The organism is Corynebacterium gerontici, from assembly GCF_003813985.1.
GTDB classification, from domain to species: Bacteria; Actinomycetota; Actinomycetes; order Mycobacteriales; family Mycobacteriaceae; genus Corynebacterium; species Corynebacterium gerontici.
Genome location: NZ_CP033897.1, coordinates 1,495,114 through 1,520,301, shown reverse-complemented (window position 1 = coordinate 1,520,301; position 25,188 = coordinate 1,495,114). Strand labels below are relative to the sequence as shown.

Genomic DNA, 25,188 nt, shown 5'->3' with positions numbered 1-25,188 from the left:
GCGAGGGGGCGTCCGTAGGGTGGGCGTGGTTACGATGCGGCCAATTGTCTCGGAGCAATAGGGTTGACGGCCCCGTAGCGTTGGCTAATCCAGTGCTCCAGCAAGGGGCAGGGTGTTGCACTCAGCAACACCAAGGTGTCATCTGGGGCGTAGAAGATAGGAGTGCTGCCAAGGAGCTGGGCGAAGTGGCGCTCCAAGATTCTATGGAGGCGCGGGTGGGCAAGCCATCCAGACGGTAATGAGCCCGGGGTATCGATCTGCAAACCTGCGGAAGGCATGTTCGTGAGGAATTGGCTCGGCCTGGCGCGTATGGCGAGCCCATGGCCTTGCGTTGCTAAACGGATCGCGTTTTCTGCTGCGATATCCCACGCTTGATTGTTGTTGAGCCTCATGCGCCGGAGATCGTGAATCTCGAGTACACGTCCGCGTGCGAGGAACTGCGCGGAGCGATGCTCGTCTATGAGAACCTGGGCTCGATTTTCGGCTTGTGTTTCGCCGTGGTGCAAGCGAAGCAATAGTTCGGTGCGGGCAATGGGAACCGCTTTTGACATCGTGAATCCTCCCCGTAGACGTTGTGAGCCTTCACTGGATATTTGACGCAAAAGCTCAAGGGGAGGTTCCCAAAGAGGCAATACTGCCGCTAGATGGGGTTAAAACGGGGGTGCTTCATCCAACCCAAGCTGGGTGACGAGTTCTTCTTTGCTCCAAATAGCAAGATCTTGACCTTTTGCTTGGAGCTCTTCCGCGCGCTTCAGCTTTGATGTTTTCCCTTGCCATGGGCCGGATACCAAGATGGTGGTCTTCTTGGTCACGTTTTTCGCCACTGTCGCGCCTTGATTGGCAATGGCAGCCCACAATTCGCCCTTGGAATAAGGCTCAAAATCGCCCGAAAGCACGACCGTCTGCCCATAGAGGTTGCCGTTGGGATCTGCCTCGGAATTCGGCTCCGGGATTTCATCAGGCGTTGCCACCTTTGCCCACGGCTGGCGCGGTTGAGCCTGTCGCTGTTCCTGCTGGGAGCTCACCGCTTCGATTTCAACGTCATTGGCACGATGCTTTGAGCGGTCACGCAGCACCGGGTACACGCGGTCGGCATCGAGCGTGCCGGTATTGAACCCCAGGGCGTGCATGACGTCCGCGAAGGAACCCTGTGCGTCGGCGCGCTGCGCCAGGGCGATGATGATTTCGGCACATGCGCGTGCGTCGGCACCCGCATCGTGGTGTTTGAGCAGGTCGGCTCCCAAGGCCTTCGCCACCGTGGGCAGTTTGTGATTCGGCACGTCGAGCTTGGCGGCGCGAGCCAGCGCCAAGGAACAACCGAAGGTTGCCGTAGGGGTCGCTATGTCAGCGGCGATGGTGGCACGTCGAAAAGCCGTCATGTCGAACTGCGCGTTGTGCGCGGCGAGGGGGAGATCCTCACAGAACTCCATCGCCTGAGCAAAGGCCTGATCAAACGGCATGGCCTCAGCAACATCCTCGGCGGTGATGCCGTGAATGGCGATGTTCGCGGGCTCAAAAGCGTCGATGCTGGCCGGGGGCTTGCAAAGCCAAGTCTGCTCATCAACGACAGAGCCGTCGATCACCTTACTCACACCAATTTGGCAGATCGAACCCCAGTCGGCGTTGGCCGTTTCCACATCCACTGCCGCGAAGTGCAACCCGGGAACCTGCGCGGCTGCCGGAGCTTCGCCCCGAAGTGCAGCCTCAACAGCACTCACAAAACGGCGCTGCTCGTCCGCAGTTCCGGGAGCAAAACGCACCCGCAACGCCCCTGCGTCCACATGACCTTGAAGAGCCGGGGTAGCAAGGCGAACGCTTGGAGCATCGAGCTTATCCACGGGTACCTCGTGATCCCGTTGCCCCAACGCCTTCTGCAACACTGAGTAGCGCAAGCTGACAGCTTGAGCGTGCACCGCGATCAACGCGCCGTGGGCTTGGAATTCTGCAGACAAAGTGTGGCTCCTTGAACGTTTGCGGCAGCTAGCTGCTGTATTCGTCGGCTGGCTTCTTCGGTTCGTCTTCGACCATACGCAACAGCATTGAGGTCCGAGGAGGCAGCTTGATGGTGCCGCCCGCAGGGGTCACCGAGGCGACTCCCGGGTGCCCGGTTTCTTGATCCGTGTCCACGATAAGTTTCCAGCTTGGGCCATATTGCTCGCCGGGCAGCGTGAAGGTGATCGGCTCGTGGTAGGCGTTGAACATCAAAATGAAGGAATCGTCTTCGAGCCGTTGACCACGCATGTCGGTTTCAGTGATGGCTTGGCCATTCAGGTACACCATGAGGGATTTGCCAAACGCGAAGCCCCAATCGTCTTGCGTCATCAAACGTCCAGCCGGGGTCAGCCACGCGATGTCGCGATCTCGAACATCGGCTCCGAGCGGCCCACCGGCGAGGAATCGACGGCGACGGAACACCGGGTGATTCTGGCGAATGCGGATGAGGCGCTTGGTGAATTCCACAAGCTTGTCGTTTTCATCGGCCTGCTGCCAATCAATCCAGCTCAGCTCATTGTCCTGGCAGTACACGTTGTTGTTGCCATGCTGGGTGCGTGCCATTTCATCACCGTGGGCAATCATTGGCGTGCCCAGGCTCAACAGCAATGTGGTGAGGAAGTTTCGGCGTTGGCGTTCGCGCAATTTCAAAACGCGCTCATCGTCCGTTTCGCCTTCAACGCCACAATTCCAGGAGCGGTTATGGCTTTCACCATCGCGATTACCCTCGCCATTGGCGCTGTTGTGCTTTTCGTTGTAGCTCACCAAGTCATTAAGCGTGAAGCCGTCATGCGCGGTAACAAAGTTGATGCTGGCGGTGGGGCGGCGCCCATTGTTGGCGTAGAGATCCGAAGACCCCGTAATTCTGGAAGCGAACTCGCCAAGGGTGGCTGGCTCGCCACGCCAGAAGTCACGCACAGTGTCGCGGTATTTACCGTTCCACTCGGTCCACAGTGGTGGGAAGTTGCCCACCTGGTAGCCGCCCTCGCCCACGTCCCAAGGCTCGGCAATGAGTTTGACTTGAGAGACCACCGGATCTTGCTGGACGAGGTCGAAGAATGTGGCGAGTCTGTCCACGTCGTGCAGCTCGCGTGCGAGCGTAGACGCGAGGTCAAAGCGGAAGCCATCCACGTGCATTTCCGTCACCCAATAGCGCAGAGAATCCATGATCATCTGCAGCGGATGCGGGTCACGCACGTTCAGGGAGTTACCTGTGCCGGTGTAGTCCATGTAGTGCGCCGGGTCACCGTCGACAAGCCTGTAGTAAGCCTCATTATCGATGCCGCGGAATGCAATGGTTGGGCCCAGGTGATTGCCTTCAGCGGTGTGGTTGTACACCACGTCCAAGATGACCTCGATGCCCGCCTCGTGGAAGCTGCGCACCATGCCCTTGAATTCGCTGACGGCACCCCCAGGGTTCCGTGCCGCTGCATAGTCTTGGTGCGGCGCGAAGAAACCGAAAGTGTTGTAACCCCAGTAATTGCGCAAACCAAGATCGCGCAGGCGATCGTCTTGGAGGAACTGGTGTACGGGCATCAGCTCGATGGCGGTGATGCCCAGGTCTTTGAGATACGCAATAATCGCCGGGTGCGCCAGGCCTGCGTAGGTGCCACGCAGTTCCTCGGGGACGTCCGGGTGGGTCATCGTCATGCCCTTGACGTGGGCTTCGTAGATTACCGATTCATTGAAAGGAGTCTTCGGTGAACGGTCGGCGCCCCAATCAAAGAAGGGGTTGACTACCACGGACTTCATCGTGTGCTCGAGGCTGTCTTCGGTATTGCGGCCGTTTGGATCCTCGGGATTGTTCACATCGTAGCTGAACAGCGATGGATGCCCATCGAATTCACCATCGAAGGCGCGGGCGTAGGGGTCCACCAGCAGCTTTGTTGGGTCGCAGCGCTTGCCGGAAGCTGGATCGTATGGGCCGTGGACCCGGTATCCGTAGCGCTGACCTGGGGTAACGCCCGGTAGGTAGCAGTGCCACACGTGAGCGTCGACCTCTTTGAGCTCGATGCGTTCTTCTCGATCGTCTTCATGGATGAGGCACAGCTCTACTTTGTCTGCAACAAAGGAAAAGATTGCAAAGTTCGTACCTGCGCCGTCATAGGTGGAGCCAAGCGGGTACGCCTCGCCTGGCCAGATTTGGCGTGCCGGTGCAGTGTCAGTCATGTCTTAGCACTCTAGCGCGCGCAGACCAGAATCAATCAAGCGCACGCCCGCGAGGAACTGATCGGAAGAAGCGTCACATTCAACGGTTGCTTGTGACGTCCCAGTTGTTGCGTTGTCGTTGCTGCTCGCCTCCACACCCTTGGTGCATTGTGCACTCACTGCCGCAGGATCGAGGCCCGCTTGAGCTGCCTTTGCCTGTTGTTCAGATTGAGTGATGGCGGTGGAGCCCAGTACATAGTGCAACGCGGTAGTAGCTCCAATGTTGGCGTTGGTGCCGGTGATGGTGCTGGCTAGTACCTGTGAGAGTTCATCTCGTAGATCGGGATTGCTGACTGCGGCACCTACGAGCTCGGCCCCGTCACGGATGCCGAGCATCGCCTGACGTAGCGCTAAGCAGGCTTCGGGAAGTGTGGCGAAGCCGGTGCGGAGCCACGGTGCCAAAACGTGGCGCGCAGTGGCGTCGATCAACGCTTGTTTATTTTTGAAGTGCCAGTACAAAGCGCCTGGCGCTACGCCGAGCTGAGCCGAAACACGCCGCATAGTCATATCCGCCAGCCCGTAGTTGCGAAGAATGTCCAGACTGGTATCGACGATCAAGGCTTTGCTTAGCTGCACGTTCTTTACTGTAGTCAATTCCGTGCTCCCCAGGTGCCGCGCAGTACCCGCGGAATACAGGACGAGGAGTCGGGGAAAGCGTGAGTGGCGGTAGTGAGCAGGTGCCCACGAGCTGCTCGAACTGGCAGCAACGGCCTCTCTCGCGGGCTCGGTGTTAAACTTTCGGATACTGAAGCGATCACCGGGTGCAAGCCCAAATCGACTAACTATCGATTCACCACCGATAGGAAGTGGATCTGCCATTGGTGACAGCAAATTTTTCTTCGAGGAGACGAGACCACACCGTGCGCCTACAACATCCAACGTTTTTCAAGGCCATTATCGCGATTCCCGCTGCCGCAGCATTGCTGGTGGCGTGTGGATCCAAGGACGAAGAAGCGAAGCAGACGACGTCGAGTGTCACCACCACCAAGACTTCAACGTCGACGGCGTCTGCCGTCTCTTCATCTGAACAGCCGAGCTCTGAGGCGCCCACTTCTGAGCCCGAAGACGATGAGAAGGTCACCGATGGTCCCACCGTCGGCCCGACGGCAGCCGACGCCCCACCGCTTGAGGTGCAAAAGCCCGAGGGTATCGCAGCGCCGGAGGGAGTGGACTTCCAGCCAGTTGAAGGCGGAAATCCAGCGAGCGAGAAAGATCGCGCGGAAATCGAGGCGCTGGTTCGCGGACAGGATGAGCAGGTGGGCTTCCGTGATTACCTCAGCTACATTCCGAACCGCACCTGCAAGCGCGTGAAGGATCAAAGCGATCCCTCGGCGTATGACTTGTCCAATCTGCCCAACACCCCCATCCGCGAAAACCCTGAATTTGCGGCTGGTGATCCGCACACGGAGTCGATCAGCGACGTAATGGTCAATGGCGACGAGGCTTCTGCAACGGTTGTGGCTGTTTCCAATGGTGAGCCCAAGACCCAGACCATGCGTTTCCACCGCGAAGGTGGCAAGTGGACCTTCTGTAATTAGCTTGGAGCTTTTCGACGCCCCCGCCCGGACCTACAAGCCCTGGGACGGGGGTGCTGCTGCGAATGGCTGAGTGCGGTAGTTTTGGACACTTGAACCAGCCTGGAGCCAGGGAAGAAGGTAAAGCATGAAGCAACGATCGTGGATCCACCCGATGTTGGGCGCGCTGGCGGGCTGGTCGGCGCTGATTCTGCTCGCATTCATTGTGTTGGGGCTGCTCTGGACGCCGCTTCGTCCAAGTTTGAGCGGCACGTTGGAGCAGGATTACAGCATCGCGCTCGATGGCGCTGCTCAAAATATTCAATTCAGCTCCTGGATTTCCTTCATTGCGATTTCCACTATTGCGTCCTTGGTGTTCACTTGGTTGGTGATCAAGCGCTTTCCGCTGCGGGTTGGTGTCCTTGTGTGGCTGATTGCCACCTTGTTCCTCGCCGGAGTCAGTATGGTGTCTGCAAGCGATGTTCTTGCGCAGTTTTTCCTCAGAGACACGCAGCCTGGCGAACACCTTGACTATGTGCCCCCGCTGCGCCTTGGAGCTGGCGCGCTAGTGGGGCCGTGGGTGGCGTCGCTGGTGTATTTCCTATTCATGTTTGTGCGGGTGGAAGATGACCCGGCGGAAGAACTATTAATGACGAGCGCCAACTAGGGACGTAAACACGGTGGATGATTCGCAAAAACGTGGATACTGGCTATAATTTGCGTATCTTTATTGGATCCCAATCTGCAATAAAAAGGAACGCCCTCACGTCATGCTGAAGCGAATCGACCTCCGAGGCACCCCGACCACTCAACAACGCCTGCGAACCGCGCTGCCACGTGGTGGCACTGATGTGCAGTCGGTGCTGGAAAAAGTCGCGCCCATCGTGCAGGCGGTTAAAGATGGTGGTGCCAAGGCTGCGCTGGACTACGGCGAGCGCTTTGATCAGTGCCGTCCCGATCAAGTGCGGGTTCCGCAGTCCCGCATTGACGAGGCGGTAGCCGCGCTCGATCCCAAGGTGCGTGAGGCCATCGAGGTCTCAATCCAGCGCGTGCGCAAGGTGCACAGTGATCAACTGCCGCAGGAACACACCACTGTTTTGGCGGAAGGGGCAAAGGTAACGGAAAAGTTTCTGCCCGTCGAGCGCGTGGGGCTGTATGTGCCGGGTGGCAACGCCGTGTATCCATCGTCCGTAATCATGAACGCGGTACCGGCACAAGAAGCCGGAGTCCACTCCCTCGTGGTGGCCTCGCCCGCCCAAGCCCAGTTCGGTGGTTGGCCGCATCCGACGATCCTCGCTGCTTGTGGTTTGCTGGGAGTAGATGAGGTGTGGGCTACAGGTGGAGCCCAAGCCGTGGCGTTGCTGGCATACGGTGATGAAGAAGGTCAGTTGGACCCCGTGGACATGATTACCGGTCCCGGCAATATTTTCGTCACGGCAGCCAAGCGTCTAGTGCGTTCGGTGGTGGGAATCGATTCAGAAGCGGGCCCAACGGAGATCGCGATTCTCGCTGATGCTTCGGCAGATCCGGTGTGGGTGGCGTACGACCTCATTAGCCAGGCCGAACACGATGTGATGGCGGCGTCAGTGCTGATTACGGATTCCGAGGCGCTGGCGGATGCAGTCGACGCTGAGGTAGAACGACGCTTCCACATCACCCGCAACGCCGATCGCGTTGAAGAGGCGCTTCGCGGTTCCCAGTCGGGCATTGTGTTGGTGGATGATCTCCACGCCGCGATCGCTGTGGCCAACGCTTATGCTGCCGAGCACCTGGAAATTCACTGCGAAGATGCCCATGCAGTTGCGGGGCAAATTCGCCACGCAGGTGCTGTGTTCATCGGCGGTTTCAGTCCGGTGCCGCTCGGCGACTATTCTGCCGGATCGAATCACGTCTTGCCCACCTCAGGTAGCGCCCGGTACAGCTCTGGACTGTCGACCCACACCTTCTTGCGCGCGGTGAACTTTATTGATTACGACGAAGCAGCGCTGAAGGAAATCTCTGAGCACGTAGTGAACTTTGCCGACGCCGAGGACCTTCCCGCGCACGGAGAAGCCATCCGCTGCCGCTTTGAAGAATTAACCTAAAACCACCGCGACTTGTTGAAAAGAATCATGAGCAAATCGAAACTCAGCTTGAACGATCTTCCCCTCCGAGAAGAGCTTCAAGGCGAGCACGCCTACGGAGCCCCGCAGCTCAACGTTGCAGTTCGCCTCAATACCAATGAAAATCCGTACCCGCCTTCGGATGCTTTGATTGAAGAACTCGCGCATGAGGTGGCACAGCAGGCACATGAGCTCAATCGCTATCCAGAGCGCGACTCAGTGGAATTGCGCAAAGAATTGGCGAAGTACGTCTCGCGTCAAACCGGCGTGAACGTGACCTATGAGCAGGTATGGGCGGCTAATGGTTCCAATGAAGTGCTCCAACAACTGCTTCAAGCCTTCGGCGGCCCCGGGCGCAGCGCACTGGGTTTCCAACCGAGCTACTCGATGCATCCCATCTTGGCCAAGGGCACGCAGACGCAATTTCTCAACTGCCCTCGCGGAGAGGATTTCCGCATCGATGTGGATGCGGCGTTGGCGTCGATAAGCCAAAAACAGCCCGATATCGTCTTCATCACCACGCCAAACAATCCCACCGGTGATGTCACGCCCCTGGAGTCCATCGAGAGAATCCTCGAGGCGGCGCCGGGCATCGTGATTGTGGATGAGGCCTATGGTGAGTTCAGCTCGCAACCTTCGGCAGTGACGTTGCTTGAGCGCTATCCGGGCAAGCTCGTGGTATCGAGAACCATGAGCAAGGCCTTCGATTTTGCCGGAGGAAGGCTCGGTTACTTCATCGCGGATCCTGCTTTTGTGGATGCCGTCATGCTCGTGCGTTTGCCGTATCACCTCTCGGTGCTGTCCCAAACAGCGGCGATTGTTGCACTGCGTCACAGCGAGGAAACACTGTCCACCGTGGCGATGCTCGCCAAGGAACGGGAACGTGTGGCCGAGGCACTTAACAACATGGACTATGACGTGGTTCCAAGTGAATCGAACTTCATCTTCTTCGGAGATTTCGCAGATCAGCATGAAGCATGGCAGGCATTCCTGGATCGAGGCGTGCTCATCAGGGACGTTGGCGTCTCGGGCTACTTAAGGGTGACCATTGGGCTGCCGGAAGAAAACGACGCCTTCATCGCGGCAGCCTCGAGTGTCCGTGACGCGAAATAGACTCAAGGTGAACACAACACGAAGGAGCCACATGGCACGCCAAGCAAGCATCACCAGAACCACCAGTGAATCCGACATCACCGTGAGCATCAACTTAGACGGCAGCGGCAGCGTAGACATTGACACGGGAGTGCCGTTTTTCGACCACATGCTCACCGCCTTCGGGGTTCACGGTGCTTTCGATCTGAAAGTGCATGCCACAGGAGACACCCACATCGATGCCCACCACACCGTGGAAGACACCGCCATCGTTCTGGGCCAAGCAATTGCAGAAGCGGTGGGGGATAAGAAGGGCATTCGACGCTTCGGGTCATTCCAATTGCCCATGGACGAGACGCTGTGCGAGGCGATTGTGGATTTCTCCGGCCGGCCCTATTTTGTGATGCGTGGCGAACCAGATGCGATGACGCACACGATTATCGGCGGGCACTATGCAACGGTGATCAATGAGCATTTCTTCGAGTCACTCGCGCTGAATGCGCGTATCACCCTCCACGTGCTGTGCCACTATGGCCGGGATCCGCACCACATCACCGAAGCAGAGTTTAAAGCTGTGGCTCGCGCTATCCGTGAAGCGGTATCTCCAGACGGGCGCTTGGAGGGCATTCCTTCCACGAAGGGCGCACTGTAATGACCATGCTGAGTGCACAGGAAACGCCGACTACCGGCAATGTCGTCCTGATCTACATTCTGTTCCTGCTGGCCGGTTTATTAGCGGGTGGAGCGTGGACGGTGTTTCGCAACCACTCGAAGTTCCTCGGCGTGGCGCTGGGCGGCTGCGCAGTGATGGCGGCTGCGGCTGGCGTCATGTGGGCGATTGATTTCTACAACTAGGCACGCCGGTTTCTTCGCATCGAACGTGCCGCGGCGGACGCATTTGGGGGGCTTTATCGCTCTTGGCGTTGACATTCCGTTTTGGCACGATATGGTCGAAAGTTGCAGCTTGTTTCACGGCTCCGAACACACTTCGGGGTCATAATTTTTGCCCTCATATCCCCGCGTTCGCGTGCGCCCGTCGGTGCATCGCCTACGCCTCATGTCCTCCGGAGGTGACCCCATCGCTACCACCGTGCAAGAACGCACCGAACGCTCCACTGCCCTCGGCGTGCTGAAACTGCCCGGCCTGATGCCCACGATCATCGCTGTGGCTGCGGCCTTCGCAACTTTTTCCATTCTCTTGCCGGTGATCCCATTGGCGGTGATCTCTAACGGAGGCACTGAATCGCTGGCTGGCATGGCCACCGGTGTGTTCATGGCCATCACGGTGCTCTCGCAGCTCAACACCAATAAGGCGGTGCAGTGCTTCGGATACCGGCCAGTGATGCTTGTAGCGGCGTTACTGCTGGGGCTGCCCTCCTTGTGGCATATTGTCAGCTTCGATCCCGTCTCGGTGTTGGTGGTGGCTGGGCTGCGCGGCGTTGGTTTCGGGGCCTTGTGCGTTGCGCAGTACTCCCTGGTGGGGCAATTGGTGCCCGCCGGCATGCTCGGTAAAGCGTCTGGACTCATTGGTGTGTTCGTTGGCACCTCGCAGATGCTGTTTCTTCCCGTTGGTCTTTGGCTTATCGACGTCGGCGTGCCCATGGCCATAGTGCTCAGCCTCGCTGCGGCGGCGGCATTCGTGGCTGCGGTGATGTGTATTTGGATCCCAAGTGTGGAACCGGAAAAGCCTCAACAGTGGACACCGGAGATGGATCCGGCCACCACCAAGGTGTCGCTGAGAAGGCGAGTGACCATGCGCGTGGTCCGCCGTCCGCGCGCCAACGGCATGAAGGTCACGATCGCGCCAGCCATTGCTTTGGCGAGTGTTTCCATGGGTTTTGGTGCCGTCTCGAGCTTCCTGCCCGCATCTGTGCGTGAAGCCGACCCGGTAAGCGGTGCCTCGGTGGCGGGCATGATGTTGTCCATCGTCGGCTTTGCACAACTGGTTTCGCGCTACATCTCGGGCAGCATCGCTGATCGCCAGAACAAGGCGGGCCTTGGCATGCTGCCGGGCTTGGCACTGTCCTCACTGGGTATGCTGGGCATGTGCGTGGTGCTGGTGTACTCCCTGCCATTTTTCCTGCTGGTGATCGCCGCGCTGGCATTTGGTGCGGGGTTCGGGTTGGTGCAAAACGATGCCCTGTTGGAGATGTTTTTGCGAGTGCCTCGTGAACGCCTCGGTTCTGCATCAACCGTGTGGAACGCCTCCTTCGACGCAGGGACGGGCGTCGGTGCGATCGTGCTGGGCATGGTGGCGCACGCGCACGGATACGTTGGCGCCTTCTTGGTGGGCGCGCTGCTCGTTGTGATCGGCATCGTTGCCGAGGTTGTTGACCGTATTCGCAGGAAACGCGCATTGCTCGCGGCTGCGCAGCAGTGATGGATTGCTTCGGTAGGATTTGCGCTTATGAAACATGTCGCGCTGCTTGACTACGGTTCCGGAAACCTTCGCTCCGCCCAACGCGCCCTTGAGCACGTTGGTGCCACAGTGACGGTCACGGCAGATCCCGCAATAGTGCTTGAGGCGGATGGCCTTCTGGTTCCCGGTGTGGGTGCCTACGCGGCGTGCATGAAGGGGCTGCGCGAGGTGTACGGCGATAGGATGATCGGCCAGCGCTTGGCGGGCGGAAGACCAGTCATGGGTATTTGTGTTGGCATGCAGATTCTGTTCGATCGAGGTGTTGAACACGGCGAGCAGGCTCAGGGCACTGGGCAATGGCCAGGCGTGGTGGAGGAACTCCAAGCGGCGGTGCTGCCGCACATGGGGTGGAACACTATCGAGGTAGGTGAGGGCAGCGAGATGTTCGCCGGCATTGAAGACGAAAGGATGTACTTTGTGCATTCCTACGGGGTGCGTCGCTGGGAATTTGAAGGCGATGAACTCACCACGCCGCCGTTGGTGAGTTGGGCTAAGCACGAGGATGATCGTTTTGTTGCCGCAGTAGAAAACGGGGCCTTGTGGGCTACGCAGTTCCACCCAGAAAAGTCCGGTGACGCGGGAGCACAACTTCTGCGTAATTGGGTGGAAACGCTCTAGGGGCACCTGGCTTAGCTCATATGGCGGCTGACGCTACACTACGTTGCATGACCTTTACGCTCCTACCAGCAGTTGATGTGGTGGACGGCCAAGCCGTGCGCTTGAATCAGGGTGAGGCTGGCACAGAGAAGTCCTATGGCACCCCCCTCGAGGCCGCGCTGCGTTGGCAGGAAGAAGGCGCAACGTGGTTGCACTTCGTGGATCTCGATGCCGCGTTTGGTCGAGGTTCTAATCATGAAATGATGGCGCAGGTCGTCGAAAAGCTTGATCTCAAGGTAGAACTGACCGGCGGTATTCGCGACGATGCCTCGCTGGAGCGTGCGCTGAGCACCGGTGCACAACGCGTCAATATCGGCACCGCTGCGCTGGAACAACCCGAATGGATTGCGAAGGTGCTGGGGGAATACGGTGATCGCGTAGCGGTGGATCTTGCTGTCAAGCTTATCGACGGCGAATGGCGCACTCGTGGAAAAGGCTGGGTGTCCGATGGTGGCGATCTTTGGGAGGTGCTCGAACGCCTCGATGCCGCCGGTTGCCAGCGCTTCGTGGTAACCGATGTTTCCAAAGACGGCATGCTCTCGGGACCCAACGTGGAGTTGCTGCGTGATGTTGCCGCAGCCACCGACGCGAAGATCGTGGCCTCAGGCGGCATTAGCACCCTGAATGACATTCTTGAACTCGCGAAATACGAAGATGAGGGCATTGACTCCGCCATCGTGGGCAAGGCACTGTATGAAGGCACGGTAGATCTCCGGGCGGCACTGCAGGCACTATGAGCCGATACTCAGCGTTGCTCGATATCGCACTGGAGTGCATCAACGAGGCCGAAGTGCTCTTCGTAGAAGGCCACGGTGCTCAACCGGCTGTTCGTAAAGGCGAGGGAGACTTCGCCACAAAGGTCGATCTCAACATTGAAACGCTGCTTCGTGAGCGGCTCCAGACACGCACCGGTATCGCGGTGGTGGGTGAAGAACTCGGCGGGCAGCAGGCAGAACGCATGTGGGTCATCGACCCAATTGATGGCACCTCCAATTATTCGGTGGGCAATCCCATGTCCGCGATCTTGTTGAGCTTGATTGAGGACGGTCAACCGAAGGTAGCTGTCACCTCGTTGCCTTTGGCCGGCCAGCGCTTCGCCGCCTGCGAAGGTGAGGCACTGCGCTGCCCTGCTAGTGCCGGCGGCAAGGACGTCAGCCACGTTGGCTTCTCCACGATCACCACGCGCACGAAGTCGCCGGTGCCTCAGGTGATGCGTATGGACATTCTCGGTGCGCTGGCCTGCTCCAAGTTGCGCCCGCGCATCACAGGTTCGGTTGGTGTGGACCTGGCGTACGCCGCCGCCGGGGTGTTTGCGGTCGGAGTCTCGCTCAGCCCAAATGTCTGGGACAACGCAGCAGGCGTGCTTCTTGGCCGAGCCGCTGGCAAGACGGTGACAGACATTTGGGGTAACCCCTGGCACCTCGGCGCCGTCGGGGCAGTGATCGGTGACGCCGAGGCTCACGACATTGTCATGGAAATAATGCAAACCCAAAGTAAGGAGTCCCAGTGGGCGTCGCAATTCGAGTAATCCCGTGCCTCGACGTGGACCAAGGACGCGTAGTCAAAGGCGTGAACTTTCAAGGGCTTGTCGACGCAGGCGACCCCGTCGAGCTCGCCTCGCGTTACGACGCCGAGGGCGCGGATGAGCTCACGTTTCTAGACGTCTCAGCCTCGAAGGACGGACGCGGCACCATGCTCGAGGTCGTTCGCCGTACTGCGGATCAAGTGTTCATTCCTCTGACCGTTGGCGGGGGAGTGCGAAGCGCCGAGGACGTGGATCAACTGCTTCGAGCAGGCGCCGACAAAGTCAGCGTGAATACCTCCGCCATCGCGCGCCCAGAGTTGCTACGCGAGCTGTCCAGGCGTTTCGGCTCCCAGTGCATTGTGCTTAGTGTGGACGCACGCCGGGTGCCTGAGGGGGGTCTGGAGCAGCCCTCGGGCTTTGAAGTGACCACGCACGGTGGCTCGCGATCGGCGGGCCTGGACGCCATCGAATGGGCCAAGCGTGGCGAAGAACTCGGAGTAGGGGAAATCCTGCTCAACTCGATGGACGGCGATGGCACCAAAGCTGGTTTCGATCTCGAGCTGCTACGCGCCGTTCGAGCAGCTGTGCACATCCCCGTTATCGCTTCGGGAGGCGCCGGAGCGGCGATGCACTTCCCGCCTGCTGTTGAAGCCGGTGCCAACGCGGTGCTAGCCGCATCAATTTTCCACTTCGGAGAGGTGAGCATCGCTGAAGTGAAGACTGCGATTGCCAATGCTGGATACGAGGTGCGCCAATGAGCGAGTCGCAGCCTCAGCGCCCAGAAGACGCCGAGCTCGCGCCGGAGATCCTTCACAGGGTTCGATTCAATGACCAAGGGCTGGTGCCTGCCGTGGTGCAGTCACTCGACGGCGAGGTACTGATGATGGCGTGGATGGACGAGCATGCTCTCGCGTACACGCTAGCCACCCGAAAAGGCACCTATTTCTCGCGTTCGCGCAATCAGTACTGGGTCAAGGGGGAAACTTCCGGTCATACGCAGTTCGTGCACGAAGTCCGCCTTGATTGCGACGGCGATACAGTATTGCTGAAGATCACGCAAATCGGTGCTGCGTGCCATACGGGCACTCGCACCTGTTTTGATTCAGACCTCATCCTAGGAGACGAATGAAAAGGCTCGCCTGCCTGTTGCTGGCACTCGCCGCCGGATTGCTGGGAGCCTCCGCCTCCCTCCCGTGGTATCGCGTCAACGCGCTCGACGATAAGACCGGCGCCGTCGAGACGATGGTTCGTGGTGCAACCTGGTCGAAGGAGCTCACGGCGATTGCCTTGGCGCTCGGCGCCGCCTGTATCGCGGGACTCGCGTTAAGGCGTACTGGGCGTCGAATCATCGGCGCTGCGGCTGCGATCGTAGGGGCACTCGGTGCCCTGCCGGTGATCCAAGCGCTGAGCACCGAGGCGAGTGTGGAACGCATGCACAAGCTGTTGGTAAAGCGCGACGATCAAGGCGTTGCGGTGCTCACCTCGTGGGCGCAGATCACCGACATCGCGCTGCAGCCCCTGGCCCCGGTGTTGGGACTGTTGGGTTGCGCGATCGCCGTGTTCGGCGGAGCACTGTTGGCGTGGCGGCCTGGTAAGGATCAGCGGGATAAGTACCAGCGTTCGGAAGTTACGCAGGAACAATTGGATCAAGATCCCGACTCCGAGCGTGCCTTGTGGGATGCCATGGACGCCGATATTGACCCGACTGATCGCTAGTACCTAGCGATTTCCTTCCCACAGTCTGCTCACAGTACCCTGGTTAAAAGCGCCCATATCTACACTCGGGAAGATCGACATGACTTCGGTGTTTCACCAGATCATCAGCGACGCTCAACGTGACGTCGCTGCCCGAGAAGCGCGCGTAACTTTTCAAGACATCAAAGCCCGCTCGCGCGCCTGCAGCCCTCCGCGCGATGTCATCCACGCGCTTGAACAACCCGGTTGCGAGGTTATCGCGGAAATTAAACGCGCGACACCGGTTCGTGGCATGCTGGCTGCAATTGACCAGCCGGTGGCTCTGGCTCAAGAGCTCGTTGCCGGAGGTGCCGCAATCATTTCCTGTCACACCGATCCACGCCGCTTCTTGGGCTCACTCGAAGAGATGGCGGCGATTAGCGCGGCGATTGAAGTACCGGTGTTGTGTCGAGACTTCATTGTCGATCCGTACCAGATTCACGAAGCGCGTTGCTTTGGCGCGGATATGCTCACCCTGCGCCCTGCCGTGCTGAAGCAAGCCCACCTCGCGGCACTGATTGATCGCACAGAATCGCTCGGGATGGTGGCTTTGGTCGAGGTGAGAAATCCAGAGGAAGCCGACCGGGCCCTGAGTGCGGGCGCCAAGGTGATTGGAGTGAACGCCCGCGATTTTTCCACCATGGAATTGAACATGGAGGCATTTGGAATTATCGCGCCGGGTTTGCCGGAAGATATTTTCCGCATTGCGCTTTCTGGTGTGCGAAGTGTGCGTGAGCTCCTGGGCTATGCGGCAAGCGGCGCGGATGCGGTGGTGATTGGCGAAAGCATTGTCACTGCTGCGAACCCTCGTGAAGCATGTCGGGTGCTCGTTGCGGCCGGGCGTCACCCGGCCTGCCCTTCCCGCTAGAATCCCCTTCGACGGTATTGAAATCTACGCGGAGTAAAGAATTGTGACTTCCCACTTGCTTGCCTCTATCCCATCACCACCGCAGGGAGTGTGGATGCTCGGGCCTATTCCCATTCGCGCCTATGCCATCTGCATCATCATCGGCATTCTTGTGGCTATCTGGGTTTCGCAGCGGCGCTACGCAGCGCGCGGCGGTGATCCAACGGTTGTTACTGACACTGCCATTGTCGTGGTAATAGCCGGCATCATCGGCGGTAGGCTGTATCACGTCATTACGGACCATCAGAAATATTTCTGCGATACCTGTAATCCAGTGGATGCCTTGAAGATCACCAATGGTGGGTTGGGGATCTGGGGCGCAGTTGCACTCGGAACCCTTGCGGTCTTCCTTTATCTGCGGCACAAGGGTGTCCCTTTTGCTCCTTATGCTGACGCAGTGGCACCTGCGGTGATCCTGGCTCAAGCTATTGGGCGTTTGGGCAATTGGTTTAACCAAGAACTCTACGGCGGCCCAACATCCTTGCCGTGGGGCCTGGAGCTGTATCAGCGCATGAACGAGGCTGGCCAGTATGCGCCGCTGACTGGGCACTCCACAGGGCAGGTTATTGACGTGGTACATCCGACCTTCCTCTACGAGCTGTTGTGGAATCTCCTGGTTTTCGCCTTCTTGCTGTGGGCGGATCGTCGATTCAAGCTCGGTCACGGTCGAGTCTTTGCACTTTACGTTGCCGGTTATTGCCTTGGCCGGTTCTTTATCGAGCATGTCCGGGTGGACGAGGCCACGCTGATCTTTGGTGAGCGCGTGAACGTGGTCGTCTCTGCGGTCGTCTTCTTGGTCGCCCTCATCGTCTTCTTCCTCTTGCCCAAGGGGCGTGAGTCGAAGGCGGAAGTGCGTGGCGAAACCACGAAGGTGTGACAAAAAACACTCCCGTGTTAATTCCGTTGGATTTTTTCTGACTATGCCCGCTCATGTCCGGTTTGGTCTGATTTTCCACGAGTGCTGTGCAAATGCTTCGGCGGGCGGTCTTGCGCACTAAAGTGCAAGCCTTTGACGAGGCGGTTATCGTTTGAGTCATGGAACGTCGCACCAAAATCGTTTGTACGCTCGGCCCGGCAGTCGCCAGTGCCGAAGGAATTCAGGGACTCGTGGAAGCCGGCATGAATGTCGCTCGCATGAACATGTCGCATGGCGACCACGCAGATCATGAGCAGAACTACAAGTGGGTTCGCGAAGCCACGGACAACACCGGAAAAGCCGTGGGCATCCTGGCTGACCTCCAAGGCCCGAAGATCCGCCTGGGTCGCTTCACCGACGGCGCCACCGTGTGGGAAGAAGGCGAGATCGTTCGCATCACCGTCGAAGACGTTGAAGGCACCCACGATCGCGTCTCCACCACCTACAAGAACCTGGCCAAGGACGCCAAGACCGGCGACCGCCTGCTCGTCGACGACGGCAAGGTTGCCCTGGAATGCGTCGACGTGGAGGGCAACGACGTTGTTTGCCGCGTAGTTGAAGGCGGCCCTGTTTCCAACAACAAGGGTGTCTCGCTGCCCGGCATGGACATTTCGGTGCCCGCACTGTCCGAAAAAGACATCCGCGACCTGCGTTTCGCCATCAACCTCGGCGTTGACATCATCGCGTTGTCCTTCGTGCGCTCGGCTGCAGACGTTGAGCTTGTTCACCAGATCATGGATGAAGAAGGCCGCCGCCTTCCCGTGATCGCGAAGCTGGAAAAGCCTGAGGCAGTCGATGGCCTCGAGTCCATTGTGCTGGCCTTCGACGGCATCATGATTGCCCGCGGTGACCTTGGCGTCGAATGCCCGCTGGAGCAGGTGCCGCTGTTCCAGAAGCGTGCCATCCAGATCGCCCGCGAAAATGCTAAGCCGGTGATCGTTGCAACGCAGATGCTCGACTCCATGATCGAGAACCTCCGCCCAACTCGCGCAGAGGCCTCCGACGTAGCCAACGCCGTGCTCGATGGTGCAGATGCCGTCATGCTCTCCGGTGAGACTTCCGTGGGTATTGATCCCCAGAACACCGTGCGCACCATGTCTCGCATCGTGTCCTACGCCGAGGTCGATGGTCGCGTACCGGATCTCGCCCACATTCCGCGCACCAAGCGCGGCGTGATTTCTTATTCTGCACGCGACATTGCAGAGCGCCTCAACGCCAAGGCCATCGTCGCCTTCACCACGTCCGGTGACACCGCGAAGCGCATCGCTCGTCTGCACTCCCACCTGCCATTGCTCGTGTTCACCCCGAATCAGGCCGTGCGCTCGCAGTTGGCACTCACCTGGGGTGCAGAAACCTTCCTCACCCCCGAGGTGAAGGACACCGACGAGATGCTTGCACAGATCGATGAGCAACTGCTCGCGATGGATCGCTACCACCGCGACGACATGATTGTGCTCGTCGCCGGTACTCCTCCCGGAGTTTCTGGCAACACCAACATGATCCATGTGCACCTGCTTGGAGAAGACCTCCACATCTAAGGGCACGAAAAAGCGGCGGTGCAATGGCACCGCCGCTTTTGTTATTGCCTAGTGAATCGGAGAGGGATCAAGCTTCCACACCTCGCGGGCATAGTCGTTGATCGTGCGGTCGGAAGAAAAGCGGCCGGATTCACAGATGTTGATCCAGCACTTGCGAGCCCAGGCGAGTTTATCGGCGTAGTCTTCGGCCATGCGGTCGCGGGTCTCGCGGTAGGATTCGAAGTCGCCCAGGACATAGTAGACGTCAGGGGTTTCCCAGCCGTTGCCGTCGAGAAGCGAACCACGCAGATCGTGGAACCAGCCGGAGCCGTTGTCGTTGAGGGTGCCGTCGACAAGCGCATCGATTGCTCGCTTGAGCCCGGGCACCGTTTCATAGAGCGCCTGTGGGTTGTAGTGAGCCTTGAGCTCGGGGAGTTCCTCGACCTTTGCGCCGAAGATGTAGGCGTTGTCCTCGCCAACGGAATCGACGATTTCCACGTTGGCGCCGTCGAGGGTGCCGAGCGTGAGTGCACCGTTCATCATGAACTTCATGTTGGAAGTACCCGATGCCTCCTTGCCGGCAGTGGAGATCTGCTCGGAAACGTCGGAGGCGGGGATAATGTGCTCGGCGGGGGAGACGTTGTAGTTCTCTACGAACACCACTCGCAGTGTCTTTGATACCTCTGCGTCGTTATTGACCAAGTTCGCGATCTCGTTGATGAACTTGATAATGGCCTTCGCGCGGATATATCCCGGCGCAGCCTTGGCGCCGAAGATGAAGGTGCGGGCAGGAACCTGCTCGCCTTGCTTCACGCGGTAGTAGAGGTCCAAGATGTACAGCGCGTTGAGCAATTGGCGCTTGTACTCGTGCAAACGCTTGATTTGGGTGTCGAAGATGGAGTTGGGATCAACCTCAACGCCGTCGCGTTCCAGAATCCATCGAGCAAAATCAGCCTTATTGGCTGCCTTGATGTCCATGAGTTCTTCCATCACGGCGTCATCTTCGGCAAAGTGGCGAAGCTTCTTGAGCTCATCGAGTTCGGTGACCCAAGCATCAGAGCCGGACAGGCGGGTGAGCAGGGAAGCGAGGCGGGGGTTGCACATCTTCAACCAGCGGCGAGGGGTCACGCCGTTGGTCTTGTTGTTGAACTTCTCCGGCCAAAGCTCGTGCCATTCCTTCAGCGTTTCGGCCTTGATGATTTCCGTGTGCAGCGCGGCCACGCCATTGATGGAATAGGCGGCGTAGCAGGCGATCCACGCCATGTGCACGTTGCCGTTGGAAACCGGTGCCATGTAATCGATCCGCCCCTGATCCAGGCCGAGCTGCGCCATGTGCTCGCGGAAGCGGCGGTCGATCTCCTGCGTGATTTCCCACACGCGGTAGAAGAGCTGCTGGAAAATGGTGACGTTCCACTGCTCTAGCGCTTCGGCCAACACGGTGTGGTTGGTGTAGGCGAAGGTCTCGCAGGTAACTTTCCAAGCGTCGTCCCAGCTCATGCCGTGATCGTCGAGCAGTAGACGCATGAGCTCGGGAATGGCGAGCACCGGGTGGGTGTCGTTGAGCTGGATGCAGTTGTACTTGGCGAAGTCCCGCAGATCCTCGTGGTGAGCCAGGAAATTGTCGATCATTTGCTGCAAAGAAGCAGAGACAAAGAAGTACTGCTGGCGCACACGCAACACTTTGCCGGCGTAGGTGGTGTCGTTGGGGTAGAGCACGCGGCAGATGTCCATGACGGACTCGCGTTCCACGATGGCGTCGGTGAAACGCTGAGAATTGAAGGCGTCATAGTCGAACTCCGCCATGGGCTCGGCCTTCCAGAGGCGCAGGGTGCCCACGTTGTCGGTGCCGTAGCCGGTGATCGGCATGTCGTAAGGGGTGGCACGCACGGTCATATCGTCGAAGCGAACGATGCGCTGTTCGTTGTCACGGCGGATGGTGAAGGGGTAACCGTCCTCACGCCAAGCGTCGGGTTCTTCAGCCTGGAAGCCGTTGTCGAAGGTTTGCTTGAACAGGCCGTAGCGATAGAGCAGGCCGTAGCCGGTAACGGGGTAGTTTTGGGTTGCGCAGGAGTCGAGGAAGCACGCAGCCAAACGCCCGAGGCCGCCGTTGCCGAGTGCAGCGTCGTTTTCGGCCTCGAGGACGTCGGAAAGTTCGTGCCCGGATTCGCGGACTGCCGCTGCAACTTCATCCTCGAGTTCGAGGTTGGTGAGGTTGTTCAACAGCGCGCGTCCCATCAGGAATTCTGCTGAAAGGTAGTGCTGCTGGCGGGTGGCGTTGTAGGCCTTGGTGGTTTCTGCCCAGTCTTCGGCGAGCGCGTCCATGACAGCGCCGGAAAGGCCGAACCAGAATTTGCGGTCCGTGGCGTCTTCCGGGGTGGTGCCGGATGCGCTGCGCACGAAGCCCGCGATGCGCTGGGTTAGATCTGAGGAAGATTCCCTCATGTAGCTCTCCTTGAATGATCAGCAATGCAAAACATGGCTCATGCTACCGGTGGTTGAGGGAATCTTTCGGTTTCTTGCTTTTCGACGTGGTGCATCTCATTGATGACGCAAATACGTCATCGCAGCGACAATCGTCGCTTTCGTGCACGCTTCAAGCGTTGGCTCGTAGTCAGGAAGGAACGTCGCCATGTGATTCACGGGGATGTCCTGGCCGATGGTGTCGCTTGCTTCAGCCGCCTCCCACTGTTCGTGTGGCGTGCACCCGACGGTCCAATACAAGTAGGGAACACCGAACGCGGAGGGGATGTTGGCGAAATCCTCAGACGCAGTCCAGCGGTTGGCGGTCCGTGATTCTTGAGCGAACGCTGCGTCGAAGTTAGCGCGCACCCGGGCAAAGACGTGGGGATCATTGTCCGTGAGCGGGCCATGGGCGAAATAGCGGAAGGTTGGCGGGTGGCATCCGGAGGCGGAGCATTCGCCACGAACCACACGCTCGATGGCGGCGTAGAGCTTTGCCTTCACCTTTTCGGAATAGGTACGGCAATTCACCACGATGCGGGCTTCGCCTGGGATGGTGTTGTTCGAGTGCCCAGATTCCAGTGTCCCCACAGAAATAACGGCAAAATCTTGGGGAGCGATTTCGCGGCCGACGATGCCCTGTAGCCTGACAACGATCATCGCTGCGGCGAAGGTGGGGTCAACTGAATTGTGCGGCATCGATCCGTGGGCGCTTTTACCTTGGATGCCAATCTCGATGGAATCGCAGGCGGCAGCGGCCGCACCCGGCATGGAAAACACCCTGCCGGCAGGCCCGGCCACTACGTGTTGGCCGAAGCAAACGGTTGGTGTGGGGATCTTGTTTACCAGGCCGTCGGCGACCATCGTTTGGGCACCGGTGCCGTTTTCCTCTGAGGGCTGAAACAGCGCGATGAAGGTGCCGGCCCAATGATCACGGTGGGCGTCGAAAAGCGAAATGGCGCTCAACAATGCTGTGGTGTGCATGTCGTGACCGCAGGCGTGCATACGGCCCTCGACTTTCGAGGCGTAGCGTGCGCCACTTTGCTCAGTAACGGGCAGGCCGTCGAAGTCTGCGCGCATCAACACGTGTGGGCCCTCGCCATTGCGAAGCACCGCAACGATGCCGTGGCCGCCGATGGGGCTGATCACTTCGCAATCAAAGCGTTCCAACTGTTTCAGAATCATCGCGGCGGTTTGACGCTCCTGCCCAGAGAGCTCGGGCTGACGATGCATCGCCTCATAGAACTCGCGCTGCCAGGATTGATGTTGAAACTCGTTCAGCATCCTTTCGATGCTGTTACTCACAATTCACCTCAGATTCGTCAAGTGACAAAACACTTTCCACGCTAGCAAGCCTTAGCCAAGCAGGGGGTTATAGCGCAAAGAGTTTCGTTCCACCTTACATTCCTCCGCGATGCGCAACCCCCGAATGTGCCCCTGATCCCGCAGCTCATAGAGGCGGGGCACCACACGATCCCGGACATCCCACGGCGAGAGCGTGTTCAGGTAGATCTTTGTGCCGCCCTCGAAACCGGCCAGCGTGGATACGCGCCACTTAATCATCACCCGCCACGGCATCGGGATATCGAGCCCGATTGGCTTGTGGTGCCACTCTTCATTGCACGGCACATCGGGACCTGCCGCCGCATGACATGCGTGGAGGAGATCGCTCATGGCGCGCACTTCTTCGGGGGATTGCAGCCAAGGCTCGGGTGTCGCGGACTTTGAGAACACCTCGAGGGTGGGGTAGCGGTGGCCAAAACCGGCAAAACACACGGCGTGATCATTTTCGGCGATCACTAAGTTCCTCGCTGAGGCGTAGTCCACGGCCCACTCGTTATACATATTGGGATTTTCGCGAAGCCTGCGTATTTCATTTTGCGCAGCTACGCCGCGATCATCAATCGCTACCAGCTGCTTGTGTAGGTGGTCAAAGGAAGCTCCCGCGGGCTTGAGCCAGTTCTGGAACACCGCAACGTACTGGGCATATCGATTGCGCCGGTACAGATCCGCCATGGAATCAATGGTGAATCGGATAAGATCGGCGTGCTCATCGGCGCTCAGAGTGCCGGCCGATGCTAATTCATCGCTGGTCTCTGCATCGTCTCGGAAGTGTCGACGGCCAATGATGACGTCGTGACCACCGCCAAAGAATGCCTCGCCCTGTTTCAAAAGCGCAGCTTCCTCTACGTCAGGATTCTGCCCTGCGGCACGGCGCTTTGCCTGCACCGTTTTCATGACGTGTTCGCGACCGAGGTCACTATCAAGGTACTTGTTCATCCACTGAGCCGAGTCAGCGTCCATGGTGTAGCCATAATTCTCACGCCAATAGTCATAGGTGACAATTTCAAAAAGGTTCGGGACCCTCCTGAAATCTGCGGAGCCGTCGAGCTGTTCCGGGCGCACACGGAAGATCTTGCCTTCGGAGATGCGAGATTTTTCCGGCGGGGTTTCAAAGACGCGCTCACTGCAGAAAGCGCAGAACGTGGTGTGATCGTGGGGTTCGAGAATCTTGGTGTCGGCCTTTGGTTGCGTGAGTGGGCGGTTTCCTCGCCCTGGCACTGTCCACACCTCGGTCCCGGAGAATGGGTTGATCTGTTTGATCGTGCCGTCGGCCATCGTCTGGATAGGGGCAATGCGAGAAAACATCTGACCACTCATAGCAACAAGCGTATACCCTTGCCCCATGCACAACGCCCGATTGCACTTCGATTGCCTCATGCCCGAAACAGCCGCCGAGCTTATGGGTGCCAGGATCAATACCCTCAGTGAGCTGCTGATTCGAGACGGCATGGTCGCTGACGCTTCGTTGGAACACAGCAAGCCGAGCGACGCCCCCGAAGCGGAACTGCGGGCAGTCTATTTAGAGCAACACGACGAGCTTTCCTTCGACACGGTTCATCGATTCAGTATTCAAGTCCGTGGTGCTGGCAGCCTGAACCAGGTAGCGATGCTCTACTCCAAGCTCTTTACACCACCCGCCGCTCTGCCGAAAGACCCGGCGGCACTTGAACAGGAATCGAACTTTGAAACGACGAGCCCCTACCCCTGGTTCCTCTCCATTGCGTGACGCTGATACCACCCAGCCACCTCACGACCTGCGTTCCGGAGCTGATCGCGAACCTCGCCGGCGCCGAGGGTGACCTGCACGGCCCCCGCCTCGGCCTCGTGTGCGCCAGCGACAATGGCCACGGGGGTGGCGTCGGCAAGCTCCAGGATTGACCCGACGACCTTCCCATGCAGCGACTGATCGTCGAATTTGCCTTCCCCGGTGACGATCAAGTCGGCGTCCGCGCCAACGCCAGCGGACTGTGCCACGACTTTCGCGCCGGGAAGGAAACACACTTTGGGTTCGCCATAGATCAGGCTGGATAGCCAGGTAATGCCTATGCCAATGCCACCAGCGGCTCCCATGCCAGGAGTGCTCGGATCAACGCCAGTGACCTGGCACAGGTGGGCGAGGCCACGATCAAGTTTTTCGACGTCCCCCGCGTCCGCTCCCTTCTGCGGAGCGAAGATTGCGGCCGCACCACGCGGGCCAGTGGCGGGATTGTCCACGTCGCTGAGCAGCACCCACTCAACGCCCGCGGCGGGAATGTTCAGCATGGCAGTATCGATCGTTTCAAGCTGGGCTAACGATCCGCCGCCCTGGGGCAAAGTTTGTTGCTGTGCATCGAGGAGCTGCGCCCCCAAAGCGACTAAGATGCCGGTGCCTCCGTCGGTGGTTGCGGTGCCACCGAGGCCAAGAACAATTCGGGTCGCCCCGCGGGATTGAGCATCCGCAATCAGCACTCCGGTTCCGTAGGTATCCGCAATCAGTGGGCGGTGATCCTCCACGAGCGTGATACCGGATGCCGCGGCTGCATCGATATAAGCCGTGGCACTGGCGGAATCAAAGCGGTAGGTGGCCTCAATGAGGGCACCGTTGGCGTTCGTCGTGGGAAGGGTAATGTCCTGGCCTTGAAATTTGGCGGCAGTTCCCTCGCCGCCGTCTGCCATGGGCGCGAGAGTGATCTCGCAATCGAATGCCTCAGCGATACCTTCTGCTAGATATTCTGCTGCTTCTTCGGCGCTTGCGGTGCCCTTGAAAGAGTCGGGCGCAACAATGATGTGGGGGCGGTGCTTCATTGGCTCATAGTCTCATA

The 25,188-nt window shown here is 58.9% G+C and carries 25 protein-coding genes; 17 read left to right on the top strand and 8 right to left on the bottom strand.

Going from position 1 to position 25,188, the window contains the following annotated elements; all coding sequences use genetic code 11:
• Positions 1 to 29: 29 nt before the first annotated feature.
• The 4 genes from CGERO_RS07105 to CGERO_RS07090 all read right to left on the bottom strand — a co-directional run bounded on the left by CGERO_RS07105 (position 30) and on the right by CGERO_RS07090 (position 4,776).
• Entirely contained in the window at positions 30 to 551 is a 522-nt protein-coding gene (locus CGERO_RS07105) for a hypothetical protein (RefSeq protein WP_123934572.1), read from the bottom strand.
• A 99-nt stretch (positions 552 to 650) separates the two neighbouring features.
• Entirely contained in the window at positions 651 to 1,952 is a 1,302-nt protein-coding gene (locus CGERO_RS07100; protein WP_123934570.1) for a 3'-5' exonuclease, read from the bottom strand.
• Positions 1,953 to 1,980: 28 nt separating this feature from the next.
• Entirely contained in the window at positions 1,981 to 4,161 is a 2,181-nt protein-coding gene (gene glgX / locus CGERO_RS07095; RefSeq protein WP_123934568.1) for a glycogen debranching protein GlgX, read from the bottom strand.
• A gap of 3 nt (positions 4,162 to 4,164) precedes the next feature.
• Positions 4,165 to 4,776, bottom strand: a complete 612-nt coding sequence (locus tag CGERO_RS07090) for a TetR family transcriptional regulator (RefSeq protein WP_123934566.1) — start codon at positions 4,774 to 4,776, stop codon at positions 4,165 to 4,167.
• A 284-nt stretch (positions 4,777 to 5,060) separates the two neighbouring features.
• Here CGERO_RS07090 and CGERO_RS07085 point away from each other — a divergent pair, with 284 nt between their 5' ends.
• The 16 genes from CGERO_RS07085 (at position 5,061) to pyk (ending at position 18,604) form a co-directional block, all read left to right on the top strand.
• Positions 5,061 to 5,738, top strand: coding sequence for an Rv0361 family membrane protein (locus CGERO_RS07085; RefSeq protein WP_123934564.1), 678 nt, complete (start codon positions 5,061 to 5,063; stop codon positions 5,736 to 5,738).
• A gap of 124 nt (positions 5,739 to 5,862) precedes the next feature.
• The gene (locus tag CGERO_RS07080; protein ID WP_123934562.1) at positions 5,863 to 6,381 is read left to right on the top strand and encodes a hypothetical protein; all 519 of its coding nucleotides are present in this window, start codon (positions 5,863 to 5,865) and stop codon (positions 6,379 to 6,381) included.
• Between the two features lie 103 nt (positions 6,382 to 6,484).
• The gene (gene hisD / locus CGERO_RS07075) at positions 6,485 to 7,798 is read left to right on the top strand and encodes a histidinol dehydrogenase (RefSeq protein WP_123934560.1); all 1,314 of its coding nucleotides are present in this window, start codon (positions 6,485 to 6,487) and stop codon (positions 7,796 to 7,798) included.
• A gap of 27 nt (positions 7,799 to 7,825) precedes the next feature.
• Positions 7,826 to 8,929: a histidinol-phosphate transaminase gene (locus tag CGERO_RS07070; RefSeq protein WP_123934558.1), complete on the top strand. Its 1,104-nt coding sequence runs from the start codon at positions 7,826 to 7,828 to the stop codon at positions 8,927 to 8,929.
• 31 nt (positions 8,930 to 8,960) lie between these two features.
• On the top strand, positions 8,961 to 9,560 hold the full coding sequence (gene hisB / locus CGERO_RS07065; protein ID WP_123934556.1) for an imidazoleglycerol-phosphate dehydratase HisB: 600 nt from the start codon (positions 8,961 to 8,963) through the stop codon (positions 9,558 to 9,560).
• Positions 9,560 to 9,763 carry a hypothetical protein gene (locus CGERO_RS07060; RefSeq protein WP_206423889.1) on the top strand — a complete coding sequence of 68 codons (204 nt, stop codon included), beginning with the start codon at positions 9,560 to 9,562 and terminating at the stop codon, positions 9,761 to 9,763. The genes hisB and CGERO_RS07060 overlap by 1 nt, the downstream gene beginning before the upstream one ends.
• A gap of 292 nt (positions 9,764 to 10,055) precedes the next feature.
• Positions 10,056 to 11,288, top strand: a complete 1,233-nt coding sequence (locus CGERO_RS07055) for an MFS transporter (RefSeq protein WP_342768161.1) — start codon at positions 10,056 to 10,058, stop codon at positions 11,286 to 11,288.
• Positions 11,289 to 11,315: 27 nt separating this feature from the next.
• Positions 11,316 to 11,945: an imidazole glycerol phosphate synthase subunit HisH gene (hisH, locus tag CGERO_RS07050; protein WP_123934552.1), complete on the top strand. Its 630-nt coding sequence runs from the start codon at positions 11,316 to 11,318 to the stop codon at positions 11,943 to 11,945.
• A 47-nt stretch (positions 11,946 to 11,992) separates the two neighbouring features.
• Positions 11,993 to 12,721 (top strand): bifunctional 1-(5-phosphoribosyl)-5-((5-phosphoribosylamino)methylideneamino)imidazole-4-carboxamide isomerase/phosphoribosylanthranilate isomerase PriA, encoded by a 729-nt coding sequence (gene priA / locus CGERO_RS07045; RefSeq protein WP_123934550.1) that lies wholly within the window; start codon positions 11,993 to 11,995, stop codon positions 12,719 to 12,721.
• On the top strand, positions 12,718 to 13,512 hold the full coding sequence (locus tag CGERO_RS07040; RefSeq protein WP_123934548.1) for an inositol monophosphatase family protein: 795 nt from the start codon (positions 12,718 to 12,720) through the stop codon (positions 13,510 to 13,512). The genes priA and CGERO_RS07040 overlap by 4 nt, the downstream gene beginning before the upstream one ends.
• Positions 13,491 to 14,267, top strand: coding sequence for an imidazole glycerol phosphate synthase subunit HisF (hisF, locus tag CGERO_RS07035; RefSeq protein ID WP_123934546.1), 777 nt, complete (start codon positions 13,491 to 13,493; stop codon positions 14,265 to 14,267). The genes CGERO_RS07040 and hisF overlap by 22 nt, the downstream gene beginning before the upstream one ends.
• Positions 14,264 to 14,638: a phosphoribosyl-AMP cyclohydrolase gene (gene hisI, locus CGERO_RS07030; protein WP_123934544.1), complete on the top strand. Its 375-nt coding sequence runs from the start codon at positions 14,264 to 14,266 to the stop codon at positions 14,636 to 14,638. The genes hisF and hisI overlap by 4 nt, the downstream gene beginning before the upstream one ends.
• The gene (locus tag CGERO_RS07025; protein WP_123934542.1) at positions 14,635 to 15,225 is read left to right on the top strand and encodes a TIGR02234 family membrane protein; all 591 of its coding nucleotides are present in this window, start codon (positions 14,635 to 14,637) and stop codon (positions 15,223 to 15,225) included. Before hisI ends, CGERO_RS07025 begins: the two co-directional genes overlap by 4 nt.
• Before the next feature lie 79 nt (positions 15,226 to 15,304).
• Positions 15,305 to 16,111, top strand: a complete 807-nt coding sequence (gene trpC / locus CGERO_RS07020) for an indole-3-glycerol phosphate synthase TrpC (RefSeq protein ID WP_123934540.1) — start codon at positions 15,305 to 15,307, stop codon at positions 16,109 to 16,111.
• A gap of 43 nt (positions 16,112 to 16,154) precedes the next feature.
• Positions 16,155 to 17,027, top strand: coding sequence for a prolipoprotein diacylglyceryl transferase (gene lgt / locus CGERO_RS07015; RefSeq protein WP_123934538.1), 873 nt, complete (start codon positions 16,155 to 16,157; stop codon positions 17,025 to 17,027).
• A gap of 158 nt (positions 17,028 to 17,185) precedes the next feature.
• On the top strand, positions 17,186 to 18,604 hold the full coding sequence (gene pyk, locus CGERO_RS07010) for a pyruvate kinase (RefSeq protein ID WP_123934536.1): 1,419 nt from the start codon (positions 17,186 to 17,188) through the stop codon (positions 18,602 to 18,604).
• Between the two features lie 48 nt (positions 18,605 to 18,652).
• On the opposite strand, the gene CGERO_RS07005 is transcribed toward pyk, so the two are convergent.
• The 3 genes from CGERO_RS07005 to CGERO_RS06995 form a co-directional block, all read right to left on the bottom strand.
• Positions 18,653 to 21,025 (bottom strand): glycogen/starch/alpha-glucan phosphorylase, encoded by a 2,373-nt coding sequence (locus CGERO_RS07005; protein ID WP_123934534.1) that lies wholly within the window; start codon positions 21,023 to 21,025, stop codon positions 18,653 to 18,655.
• Positions 21,026 to 21,121: 96 nt separating this feature from the next.
• Complete coding sequence (locus tag CGERO_RS07000) at positions 21,122 to 22,327, bottom strand: amidohydrolase (RefSeq protein WP_123934532.1); 1,206 nt, start codon at positions 22,325 to 22,327, stop codon at positions 21,122 to 21,124.
• 72 nt (positions 22,328 to 22,399) lie between these two features.
• Entirely contained in the window at positions 22,400 to 23,704 is a 1,305-nt protein-coding gene (locus CGERO_RS06995; RefSeq protein WP_123934530.1) for a DUF4921 family protein, read from the bottom strand.
• Between the two features lie 25 nt (positions 23,705 to 23,729).
• On the opposite strand from CGERO_RS06995, the gene CGERO_RS06990 reads away from it, so the two are divergent.
• Positions 23,730 to 24,113, top strand: a complete 384-nt coding sequence (locus tag CGERO_RS06990) for a hypothetical protein (RefSeq protein ID WP_245998801.1) — start codon at positions 23,730 to 23,732, stop codon at positions 24,111 to 24,113.
• On the opposite strand, the gene CGERO_RS06985 is transcribed toward CGERO_RS06990, so the two are convergent.
• Complete coding sequence (locus CGERO_RS06985; protein ID WP_123934528.1) at positions 24,086 to 25,171, bottom strand: glycerate kinase; 1,086 nt, start codon at positions 25,169 to 25,171, stop codon at positions 24,086 to 24,088. The two genes, CGERO_RS06990 and CGERO_RS06985, sit on opposite strands and share 28 nt — an antisense overlap.
• Positions 25,172 to 25,188 lie beyond the last annotated feature (17 nt).

Bases quoted from the DNA above. Each gene is read 5' to 3' on its own strand.
- CGERO_RS07105 (WP_123934572.1), bottom strand. From the start codon at position 551: ATGTCAAAAGCGGTTCCCATTGCCCGCACCGAACTATTGCTTCGCTTG.
- glgX (WP_123934568.1), bottom strand. From the start codon at position 4,161: ATGACTGACACTGCACCGGCACGCCAAATCTGGCCAGGCGAGGCGTAC.
- CGERO_RS07080 (WP_123934562.1), top strand. From the start codon at position 5,863: ATGAAGCAACGATCGTGGATCCACCCGATGTTGGGCGCGCTGGCGGGC.
- hisD (WP_123934560.1), top strand. From the start codon at position 6,485: ATGCTGAAGCGAATCGACCTCCGAGGCACCCCGACCACTCAACAACGC.
- CGERO_RS07070 (WP_123934558.1), top strand. From the start codon at position 7,826: ATGAGCAAATCGAAACTCAGCTTGAACGATCTTCCCCTCCGAGAAGAG.
- hisB (WP_123934556.1), top strand. From the start codon at position 8,961: ATGGCACGCCAAGCAAGCATCACCAGAACCACCAGTGAATCCGACATC.
- CGERO_RS07060 (WP_206423889.1), top strand. From the start codon at position 9,560: ATGACCATGCTGAGTGCACAGGAAACGCCGACTACCGGCAATGTCGTC.
- CGERO_RS07055 (WP_342768161.1), top strand. From the start codon at position 10,056: ATGCCCACGATCATCGCTGTGGCTGCGGCCTTCGCAACTTTTTCCATT.
- hisH (WP_123934552.1), top strand. From the start codon at position 11,316: ATGAAACATGTCGCGCTGCTTGACTACGGTTCCGGAAACCTTCGCTCC.
- priA (WP_123934550.1), top strand. From the start codon at position 11,993: ATGACCTTTACGCTCCTACCAGCAGTTGATGTGGTGGACGGCCAAGCC.
- CGERO_RS07040 (WP_123934548.1), top strand. From the start codon at position 12,718: ATGAGCCGATACTCAGCGTTGCTCGATATCGCACTGGAGTGCATCAAC.
- hisI (WP_123934544.1), top strand. From the start codon at position 14,264: ATGAGCGAGTCGCAGCCTCAGCGCCCAGAAGACGCCGAGCTCGCGCCG.
- CGERO_RS07025 (WP_123934542.1), top strand. From the start codon at position 14,635: ATGAAAAGGCTCGCCTGCCTGTTGCTGGCACTCGCCGCCGGATTGCTG.
- trpC (WP_123934540.1), top strand. From the start codon at position 15,305: ATGACTTCGGTGTTTCACCAGATCATCAGCGACGCTCAACGTGACGTC.
- pyk (WP_123934536.1), top strand. From the start codon at position 17,186: ATGGAACGTCGCACCAAAATCGTTTGTACGCTCGGCCCGGCAGTCGCC.
- CGERO_RS07005 (WP_123934534.1), bottom strand. From the start codon at position 21,025: ATGAGGGAATCTTCCTCAGATCTAACCCAGCGCATCGCGGGCTTCGTG.
- CGERO_RS07000 (WP_123934532.1), bottom strand. From the start codon at position 22,327: ATGCTGAACGAGTTTCAACATCAATCCTGGCAGCGCGAGTTCTATGAG.
- CGERO_RS06995 (WP_123934530.1), bottom strand. From the start codon at position 23,704: ATGAGTGGTCAGATGTTTTCTCGCATTGCCCCTATCCAGACGATGGCC.
- CGERO_RS06990 (WP_245998801.1), top strand. From the start codon at position 23,730: ATGCACAACGCCCGATTGCACTTCGATTGCCTCATGCCCGAAACAGCC.
- CGERO_RS06985 (WP_123934528.1), bottom strand. From the start codon at position 25,171: ATGAAGCACCGCCCCCACATCATTGTTGCGCCCGACTCTTTCAAGGGC.